This is a genomic window from Bradyrhizobium sp. PRIMUS42 (assembly GCF_023006515.1).
In the GTDB taxonomy this organism is placed as follows: domain Bacteria; phylum Pseudomonadota; class Alphaproteobacteria; order Rhizobiales; family Xanthobacteraceae; genus Bradyrhizobium.
Genome location: NZ_JALBGZ010000691.1, coordinates 1 through 3,309 on the forward strand (window position 1 = coordinate 1; position 3,309 = coordinate 3,309).

Below are 3,309 nucleotides of genomic sequence, written 5' to 3' on the forward strand. Positions count from 1 at the left end.
TGATGGCCGCGGTGGCCGAGGAGGCGCAGCGGCGCTTTCGCGTGGAGATCGAGGTGGCGCTGGACCAGGCACCGGCCACCAACCCGCTCGGCCGCTTCCGCGCCTTCGGCCTTGCTTACCTGCGCTGGGCGATGCGAAACCCTTCGCATTTCGAGATCATCTCTACTGGACGCTATTTCGCCCATGGCAGCTCCACTGAGCTGACCCGCGACAATGCCGAACTGATCGGTCTGACGGAGCAGATGCTGGCTGAAGCGGCAGACCAGGGCCTGCTGCGGTCGGCCGACCTCAAGCGCATCCAGATCGCCGGCCGCGCCCTGGTCTACGGTTTCGCCCGGATGAACCTCGATGGCCACTTTCCACGTTGGGGGGTGGAGGAGGGCGAGATCGAGCGGATGGCGGAGGGGGCGCTCGACCTCTTCATCGCGGGGATTGCCAAACCCTAGCGTCGCTGCTGCCGCTCACTAACAATAAGCGAAACTCGGATCACAGCACGCGTTGCCTGTGCTTGACTGTTCCGTTACAGTTTTATGACACGGTGCAGGCTTCCGGCTGCGCCGGATGCCCTCGCCGTCGCTAGGCCGGCCAGACGGCTAGGTATCATTGCGCCGGACCAGCTGTTGCGTGTCGTCGATGGCGTCCGCGCCTAATCCAGGTCCTTCTGCCGCCACCGCCGCCCTCGCCAGCGTCGCCGCGCTCGGCATCTGGCGGCTGCTCGCCGTTGCCGCGCCGCATCTGGCCGCACTCGCGCTGATGTACCAGACCGAGACCGATTTCGGCTCGCGCCTCTCCTTTGCGCTCGCCTGGGGCATCCTCAACTTCTTCTGGATCACGCTGCTGCGCCGGCCGGCACTATCAGGCGCGCTGTCGCTGACCATGGTCGTCGTTCTGGTGCTGCTGTCGCGGCTCAAGCACGACGTGGTGCAGATGACGGTCAACTTCATCGATCTGATGATGATCGACCGCGACACCGTCGCATTCCTGTTCACGATCTTCCCGAATTTGCGCTGGTCGGTGGTCCTGGCCGGCTTGGTCACGCTGCCGCTGATGTATGCGCTGTGGTGGCTCGATCCGTTCCGTATCCGCCGCCTGCCGGCGTTCGCCTGCAAGCTCGCCTGCCTTGCCGCGCTGGTCGGCTATTCGCTCTATCATCCGGACGAGGCCTGGCGCGGCTATTACGACGACGGCTATCTGTCCAAATTCTTCCGCTCCGGCGTCAGCTCGGTCTCCGACTTCGTGCAATACGGCTTCATGGAATCGGCCGCTTCGACCAATGAGCGGCTCAACATGCCGCTGCTCGATTCCTGCCATCCTGCCGGCCGCCGGCCGAACATCATCATGATCCATGATGAATCCAGCTTCGACATCCGCGCCGCACGGGGCATCAAGGTGCCGCCGCGCTATGGCGATCACTTCAAGTCCTGGGACGGCAGGCAGCGCACGTTCCTGGCCGAGAGCAACGGCGGACCGAGCTGGTTCACCGAATACAACGTGCTCGCGGGGCTTTCCTCGCGCTCGTTCGGCCGCTTCGCTTATTTCGTGACGCGCATCGCCTCGAGCCGCGTCGAACGCGGCCTGCCGTTGGCGCTGCGCCGCTGCGGCTACGACACGATGTCGCTCTATCCCGCCCATGGCGGCTTCATGGCCGCCCGCAGCTTCCAGATGACGACCGGCATCGAACGCTTCCTCGATTCGAAGGACCTCGGTGCCAAGGATGTCGAGCCCGACAGCTTCTTCTATGACAAGGCGCTCCAGCTGATCGGCCAGCAGCCGCCGAACAAGCCGCTGTTCACCTTCATCTATCTCGGCGCCAATCATTTCCCCTGGGAGACGCGCTTCCGCCCCGACCTGCTGCCGAACTGGCGCGCGCCGGGCAACGTGCCGTCCATCGACGAATATCTGCGCCGGCAGGCGATGAGCGCGGAGCAGTACAAGGCGTTCGTCGCGGGGCTGAAGAAGACGTTCCCCGGCGAGCCCTTCCTGATCGTGCGTTACGGCGATCATCAGCCGGAGTTCGCGCCTGCTATCCTCGAGCCCGGCCTCGACGAGGGCGCGATCGGCAAGAAGCTCGACGCCTACGATCCGCGCCTCTATGCGACTTACTATGCGATCGACGCCGTCAATTTCGAACCGGTGAAGAGTGATGCCGTGATGGACACGATCGACGGCCCCTATCTGCCGCTGGTCATCCAGGAGGCCGCCGGCATCCCGCTCGACCCGTCCTTTGCCGAGCAGAGAGAGATTATGCTCCGCTGCAAGGGCATGTTCTACAGCTGCAAGGACGGCGCCGAAGCGCGGCGGCTGAACCGGCTGCTGATCGACGCGGGGATGATCAGGGGACTGTAGGGGCAGCGTGCCTACTACCTCTCACGCGTAGCCAGAGACGGTGGGCACGGCGCTCACGCGCCATTGCCCACCTTACGAAATCTCACCCTACCGCCCGCCTACCTTCTCCCACAGCCACTTCGCCACCGCATCCGGCGACGAGTTCGCGTCGTTGCCGCTGGCGCGCAAATTAGCTTCGCGCATGGTGGCGATATCGATCTTGCCGAGCAGGGGCTTGAGTGCGGCTTGCAGCCGCTCGTCACCGGCGCGCTTCGGCGCGAGCAGCAGGATGGCATCATAGGGCGGGATCGCGTCCCTCGGATCCTCGAGCGCGACGAGATCGTATTTCGCGATCAGGCCGTCGCTGGTGTAGCCGGCGATCACGTCGACCTCGCCGCTGGCGACCGCCGCATACATGAAATCGGGCTGCATCTGGCGCTGGGCGCGGAAGGAGAGGCCATAGGCCTTTTGCAGCGCGGCCCATTCCGGCCGTGAGAAGAATTCATAGTCGCCCGCGATCGACAGGCTCGATGCATGTGCCGCGAGATCGGCGATGGTACGGACGCCAAGCGCCTCGGCGCGCTTTTTCGGCATCACCAGCGCATAGGCATTCTCGAAGCCGAGCTCGCCGAGCAAAGTGATGTTGTCCTTGGCGAGCGCCGTCTTCAGCTCGGCGACCAGCTCGGTGCGTGGCTTGATATCGGTGCGATGCAGCTGGTTGGCCCAAAGCGTGCCGGAATAATCGACATAGAGATCGATGTCGCCGGCCTTCAGCGCCTGGAAGATCACGCTGGAGCCGAGGCCCGAGCGCGCCGTCGCGGACAGGCCGACGGCCTGAAGGCGGTCTCTGAGCAGGGCCGACAGCACATATTGCTCGGCGAATGTCTTGGCACCGACGACATAGCCCTGCGACGAGCGTCCCATCGAGGGGACCAGCGTTGCGACGACCAGCGCTGCGATGCCGGCCGCGCCCAGCGCGGAGCG

The 3,309-nt window shown here is 64.7% G+C and carries 3 protein-coding genes; 2 read left to right on the top strand and 1 reads right to left on the bottom strand.

Features of this window, described 5'->3' with window-relative positions:
* Nucleotides 1-446: TetR-like C-terminal domain-containing protein (locus MOV75_RS31955; RefSeq protein WP_247007308.1), on the top strand; the 446-nt coding region annotated here is incomplete at its 5' end.
* 187 nt (nt 447-633) lie between these two features.
* Entirely contained in the window at nt 634-2,346 is a 1,713-nt protein-coding gene (locus tag MOV75_RS31960; protein ID WP_246925125.1) for a sulfatase-like hydrolase/transferase, read from the top strand.
* A gap of 87 nt (nt 2,347-2,433) precedes the next feature.
* Here MOV75_RS31960 and MOV75_RS31965 read toward each other — a convergent pair.
* Nucleotides 2,434-3,309: glycine betaine ABC transporter substrate-binding protein (locus MOV75_RS31965; protein ID WP_309486985.1), on the bottom strand; the 876-nt coding region annotated here is incomplete at its 5' end.